The 6000-nt window shown below is 63.1% G+C and carries 5 protein-coding genes; all 5 read right to left on the bottom strand.

Annotated elements, in window-relative coordinates; all coding sequences use genetic code 11:
* Positions 1 to 346: 346 nt before the first annotated feature.
* Complete coding sequence (locus SAZ10_RS27835) at positions 347 to 1480, bottom strand: IS4 family transposase (protein ID WP_318612689.1); 1134 nt, start codon at positions 1478 to 1480, stop codon at positions 347 to 349.
* Between the two features lie 176 nt (positions 1481 to 1656).
* Entirely contained in the window at positions 1657 to 2958 is a 1302-nt protein-coding gene (locus SAZ10_RS27830) for a cysteine desulfurase-like protein (protein ID WP_318612688.1), read from the bottom strand.
* A gap of 103 nt (positions 2959 to 3061) precedes the next feature.
* On the bottom strand, positions 3062 to 3733 hold the full coding sequence (locus tag SAZ10_RS27825) for an amino acid ABC transporter permease (RefSeq protein WP_318612687.1): 672 nt from the start codon (positions 3731 to 3733) through the stop codon (positions 3062 to 3064).
* Between the two features lie 109 nt (positions 3734 to 3842).
* Complete coding sequence (locus tag SAZ10_RS27820; protein ID WP_318612686.1) at positions 3843 to 4640, bottom strand: ABC transporter substrate-binding protein; 798 nt, start codon at positions 4638 to 4640, stop codon at positions 3843 to 3845.
* Positions 4641 to 4714: 74 nt separating this feature from the next.
* Complete coding sequence (locus SAZ10_RS27815) at positions 4715 to 5917, bottom strand: pyridoxal phosphate-dependent aminotransferase (RefSeq protein WP_318612697.1); 1203 nt, start codon at positions 5915 to 5917, stop codon at positions 4715 to 4717.
* Positions 5918 to 6000: the final 83 nt, after the last annotated feature.

Below are 6000 nucleotides of genomic sequence, written 5' to 3'. Positions count from 1 at the left end.
AACGGAATCACAAATCCATTTTGCAAGGAATCCCCAGCCGAAGACTTATTTTCCGGCAAAATCGGCAGCTTCGACTGCCCCAAATTCCCACTGCAAATCAGCGACTTGGCAATTCTTCACGGCCGACCAGCTAACCTTGCAAGGTAATCGCGAAGCCCCCCCACCCTGAATCCCTCCCCACAAGGGGCATATGCGCTAGCTTAAGCCTGCGGCCAGCCGATCGCATTGTTTTGTGCGGCGGCGTGGCGGCTCACAAAGGTGACGGCGAATGCGCTTGAAGGCGTCGCAGATGTTCGCCCATCGCAGCGGGCCGCGAATGGCGGCCAGCACGCTGGCGAGCGCGATCTTAGTGAGACGCCAGCGCGATGGACTGGCGGCCGGGTTTGCGCTGTCCATAGGGGGGAGAGTCCGGGACTTGCCCGGCGCTGCGTTCGGCAATTAGGAAGGCGATCAGCCGGGCATAAATCCAGGCCCGCGCCAGCGGTGGTTTCTTGGCGGCCAGTTCGTCAAGGCCAGCGAGGCTCTTCATGCGCTTGAAGGCGAGTTCGAGCTGCCAGCGAAAGCGATACAGCGCGAGCACGTCAGTCGGCGGGAGGTCGGCAGCCGGCAGCGAGGTGAGCAGCAGGATGTACTTGGCGGCCTCCAGGCTGCGCGGATCGGGCTGCTTGCCGCGCTTCTTGGCTTGCTTGAGCAGGCGCTCCTGCTCAGCTTGCGCTTCTTCAGGGCTCTTGCGCCGAATGACAAGCCGCAGGATCAGCGGCTCGCCGAAGTCGCCGCCTTCGTCAATACGAACGCTGACCTCGCCTTCCTGCTCAGCCTGCGCAGCAAGCGCCGCGAAGAGGTCGAAGGCAGAGCCATCCGGATTGAGCAGGCGCAGCGAGTTCCACCCGGTGCGAACGATGAAGTGGGCGCCATCCTCGATCACTGGCCGCAGATCGCGGGGTCTGGCATAGGCGCGGTCGGCCAACACGATGTCGCCCGGCTGGTATTTGAGCCGTTGCAGTTTCTCCGCGCCACGCCCATCCGTCAGCTCAATCTGATCGACCTGTCCGCTCGCAAGGTCGTAGCCGACATGCAACCGCCACGTTGTGCGGTCGGCCCCGGGCTCGCAGATCGACGTGGCATCAAGCGCGCGCAGGCGGTATCCCGCCCATCGTCCCTTCGGAAGGTCTGCCTGATCGCCAAGCAGCGCAGCCACGATATCGCCAAGCCAAGGAGCCGCTTTGCACAGCCGCCCGATCAGCGAGGGATCACTCAAGCGCGCCAGCCCGGCCGCTTCGGCCCAAGCACAGGTTTCTCGCAGCGACATGCCGCAGCCGCCATAGGCCAGCGCAAGCCGCAGCAGCGTCTCAGCATCCTTCACATGCCGCGCTCGTGTGAACGCGCCCCGCTCCCGTGCCGTTCGTTCCAGATCGAAACCAGCCGGCAAATGTGCCTGCACTTCTGGCCAGCCATCCAAGATATCAGCGCGAATCACCATCCCGATCTTGAATCACACCGGGATTCAACGCGTCTAGTCCGTAAAGCTAGCGCCTATGACCACAAGGGGGAGGGGGTCACCAGCGCCGCGCGATATTCAGTTCCCTGCACGAGCATCCGAGCGAGCCCAGTCCTGCGTCGCAGAGTCCTTCGCACTTTTGAACCCAAGCGCACCCCTCAGGCGTGGCGAGCGATGATCTCGCGCAATGCCGTCTCGAAGCGGCGGATCTCGTCCAGCGTGTTGTAGTGCACGAGTGACGCGCGAACTGCGCCGCTGTCCATGCTGAGGTTCAGCCGTTTCATCAGACGCGGTGCGTACATGTGCCCGTCGCGGATGCCGATGCCCCTCTCAGCCATCTCTTCGACGATCATCTGCGGCGACAGCTTGCCGATGTTGAAGCAGAAGGTCGGCACCCGTTCCTTGATGCGCGCCTCGTCGCTGACGCCGTAGACGGTTGCGCCGCAGCCTTTCAGCACGCGCAGCATCTCGCGGGCCAGCAGCAACTCGTATTCACGGATCGCACCCATGCCGGAGACGATGTTCTCGCGGCGCGTGCGGTTGTTGGCCGGGGCCAGGTTGCGGCCGATCGACTCCAGATATCTCACCGCCGCGTCCATGCCGGATACGTTCTCATAGATGAAGGTCCCGGCCTCGACCTTGTAGGGCGGTTCGTCCGGAATGAAGTCCTCGCGGAAGGTCGGCAACCGCTTCAGCGTGTCGAAGCGGCCCCACAGGAAGCCCATATGCGGCGAGAAGTTCTTGTAGCCGGAGCAGACGAGATAATCGCAGTCCCAGGCCTGCACGTCGATGAGGCCGTGCGGGCCGTAATGCACGCAATCCAGGAATACCTCCGCACCCGCCGAATGGGCGATCCTGGCGACCGAGGCGACGTCGACGATCGAGCCGATCGAATGCGCCGTCACCGTGCAGGCGACCAAACGCGTGCGCTCGGATAGCAGCGGCTCGAGATCCTCGACGTGAAGGTTGCCGTCCTCGCGCATCCGCCACCATTTGAATTTCGCGCCGGACGGCTCGAGCGCGAGCCAGGTGGCGATGTTGGCGTCGTGGTCCATGTCGGTCACGACGATCTCGTCGCGATCCCCATTGACCTTGTCACGAAGCATCTGGCCGATGCCGAGGCTGACCAGGCGGATGAACGAGGTCGCGTTCATGCCGAAGCAGATCTCGGCCGGACTGTAGGCGTTGATCAGGAACGCTACGCTCTCCCGCGCATCGGCCACCGACTGGTCGACTTTGACGCTGTGTCGATAGCGGCCTCCGCGCTGGACATTGTGGCCGACGAGATGATTGGTCACCGCGTCGAGCACGCTTTGCGGGATCTGCGCGCCTGCCGCGTTGTCCATGAAGATGAAGTCGCCCGCCTGCCTGAGCGCCGGGAACATCGAGCGGAGGGTCTCGACCGGGAACGAGGTTGCCGATGCTTCTTCCGCGGCGACGGTCTTCTGATGCTGGTTCACGGCCTTTTCCTCATATGGCGAAATTGAACGAAGTCTGGCTCTTTTCGGCATGGCCCGGTGCGAAAACTCCGCAAGTTTTGCTGGGCCTGCCTTCGGTTCGGGATCAATGCGTCGCCGTCTTGCTGCGCTTCTCGAGATAGCCGACGAGGCGGACCATCGGCCAAAGGAAGAGCAGATAGACGACAGCCGCGCCGATCAGGGGCGAAGGGTTGGCGTAGAGCGCCTGTGCGTCGTTCGCTTCCTTGAGAAGCTCCGGCAACGCCACGGTCGAGGCGAGCGACGTGTCCTTGAACATCGAGACACAGTTGCTCGTGGTCGGCGGGATCACCACGCGCACGGCTTGCGGTAGCACCACCTTGCGCAAGGTGAGCAGGAACGGCAGCCCGAGCGCCTGCGCAGCCTCGAACTGGCCCTTCGGAATGCTTTCGATGCCGGAGCGAAAGACTTCGGCCGAATAGGCCGCAAGCACGATCGAGAAGGCCATGACCGCAGACGCCCAGGACGACAGGCGGATGCCGAGGAACGGCAGTGCATAATAGATGAGGATGAGCACGACCAGCATCGGCATCGCCCGGAAGATGTCGATATAGGCGATGGCGAGATAGCGGAACGGCTTCGGCGCATAGAGCCGCACGATGCTGACCAGCAGGCCGGAAGGCACGCCGATGGCGATGCTCATGAGGCCGAGCAGCAGCGTGTTGACGAAGCCGCGCAGCAGGGCCGGCAGGGCCGACCACAGGACGTCGGCATTGAAAAAAGTGTCCAGCAGAGACATCGGTTCTCCCGACCCAAACCGCGGTCAGCTATCGGCGCTCGCGCGCGGTCATCGCAACGCTGGCGACCGTGCCGGGTCCAACCCGGCACGTCGCCTGTCGATGACCTCGTCAGGCCTTGGGCATCGCCGATTCGGTGACAGTCGAGGAACCCTCGAGCGCCTTGGTGCCGAACCACTTCTGGTGGATCGAATCCATGGTGCCGTCCTTCTTCATCTCGGTCAGCGCGTTGTTGAGCTTCTCGAGCAGCGGATGATCCTTGGTGAGCATCAGACCATATTGCTCGCCGGTCTTGATGTGGTCCCTGACCTCGAGCCCCTTCATCTTGGTGAAGGCGTACTGCATGCCGGGAACGTCGCTGACCACCGCGTCGACGCGGCCGGCCGCCAGGTCGAGAAGAACTTCCTGCTGAGTGTTGTAGCCTTTGACATCGGCAAAGCCGTCGGAGGCCTGATGCTGTTTCGCCCAGGTGTCGCCGGTCGAACCGGACAGCACGCCGACGATCTTGCCCTTGAGATCGCTGACGGTCTTGATGTCGCTGTCGGTCTTGGTCGCGACACCCATGTCGGCATCGTAATAGGGCTGCGTGAACGACTGCGACTTCAGCCGCTCCTTGGTGATCGTGATCGAGGAGATTGCGGCGTCGATGCGGCCCGAGCTGGTTGCGGCAAACAGCGGCTGGAAGTCGTAGGCCGCGATGTTCGTGCTCATGCCGATGCGCTTGGCCGCCTCGTTGACGATGTCTACCTCGAAGCCTTCAAAGCTGCCGCTCTCGGTCTTGTATTCGAAGGGCGGATTGTTCGGATAGGAGCCGACGTTGAGGACGTCCTCGGCATAGGCGCTCGCCGGGCCGGCAGCGATGCCGATTGCGGCGGCGAAAACAAGCAAGTTGCGACGGGTAAAGTTCATTTTCGTTCCCTCTCGTTTGTTGAACTCCGAACGAGCCCCAGCCCGCACGGTCCCTTGCCGCCGCTTCAGCGGCGTCAATTCCTGGATCCCATATCGAGCATCCGGTCGAGCGCCGTCGCGATCTGGTCGCGGTCGCGGCACACGCACATACGCACGAACGCATTCGACGAGTTTCCGAACAGATGGCCGGGTGCCAGCCCGACGCGTGCCTTCTCGAGGATTTCGGTGCAGACCCGGCTCGCATCGCCCTGGCCCTCGAACGCAAAGAAGGCATACATGCCGCCGTGCGGCTTCTCGGGCAGCACAATGCCCGGCATCTCAGAAAGCCTGTCATAGGCGAGATCGAGGCCGGTCTTGATCCTTTGCCTGATTTCTCCGACGAACGGCTCCCCTTGCCGGAGAGCCGCCGCGGCGCCGGCCTGAATCGATCCGGCCGTGCCGCTGTTGACATACTGGGTCATCGCGCCGAGTTGGTCGGCGATGCCCGACGGGTGCGTCAGCCATCCGACGCGCCAGCCAGTCATCGCCCATGCTTTTGAGAAGCTGTTGACCGAGAGCACCCGGTCGCCATCCTCGGCGACCTGCAGGATGGAGGGAGCCACATCGCCTTCGAAATAGAGCCGGCCGTAGACCTCGTCCGAGACGATCCAGGTGCCCGTGCGCCGGCTGAAATCCAGCAGTGCCTCCATCTCAGCACGGCTCGCTGTCCAGCCCGTCGGGTTGGAGGGCGTCGACAGGAAGATCGCGCGGGTCCGGTGATCGCAGGTCGCGAACAAGCGGTCGAGGTCCAGACACCAGTCGCCGTCGAAATCGAGCGCAAAGGGACGCGGCTCGCCTCCGATCAGATGGATTGCGTTATGGATGTTGGGCCACTGAGGCGCAACGTAGACGACGTTGGTGCCCGTATCGACCAAAAGCTCCAGCGCAAGATAGAGCGCCTGCATGCCGCCCGGCGTGACGGTGCTGCGGGAGATCGGTATCTCACGGCCGTGGAGCCGGGACTGATAATCCGAAAGCGCCTCGATCAAGGGGCCATAGCCGCGCATGTTGGGGATATAGAAGGTCAGCCCTTCGTCGAGCGCCGCCTTGGCCGCATCACGGATAAACGTCGGCGTCGGCACGTCGCCCTCGCCATACCAGAGCGCAATGACATCGCCGAGTTCGCGGGCACGCAGCGCCAGATTGGCTATGTTCTCGGTATGCAGGTCTCGGATCTGCGCGCGAATGCCGTCGAATGCGTAACGCGCCTTGGCCACGGATGACGACTGGGGTGGCATGAACGACAAGGACTGAACCCTTCGGGCGCACTCGGGAACGCTGGCTTCGCCGGCGGCCGCCTGGATGGCCCGATGCGATTGGG

The sequence above is a fragment of the Mesorhizobium sp. BAC0120 genome (assembly GCF_033542235.1).
GTDB lineage: Bacteria > Pseudomonadota > Alphaproteobacteria > Rhizobiales > Rhizobiaceae > JAWRCU01.
Note: the sequence above shows the minus strand (reverse complement) of the source record. Positions and strands in the feature narration are given on the sequence as shown.

What these genes read in the sequence shown, in the direction of transcription:
- SAZ10_RS27835 (WP_318612689.1), bottom strand. Translation starts at nt 1,480, where the DNA reads ATGGTGATTCGCGCTGATATCTTGGATGGCTGGCCAGAAGTGCAGGCA.
- SAZ10_RS27825 (WP_318612687.1), bottom strand. Translation starts at nt 3,733, where the DNA reads ATGTCTCTGCTGGACACTTTTTTCAATGCCGACGTCCTGTGGTCGGCC.
- SAZ10_RS27820 (WP_318612686.1), bottom strand. Translation starts at nt 4,640, where the DNA reads ATGAACTTTACCCGTCGCAACTTGCTTGTTTTCGCCGCCGCAATCGGC.
- SAZ10_RS27815 (WP_318612697.1), bottom strand. Translation starts at nt 5,917, where the DNA reads ATGCCACCCCAGTCGTCATCCGTGGCCAAGGCGCGTTACGCATTCGAC.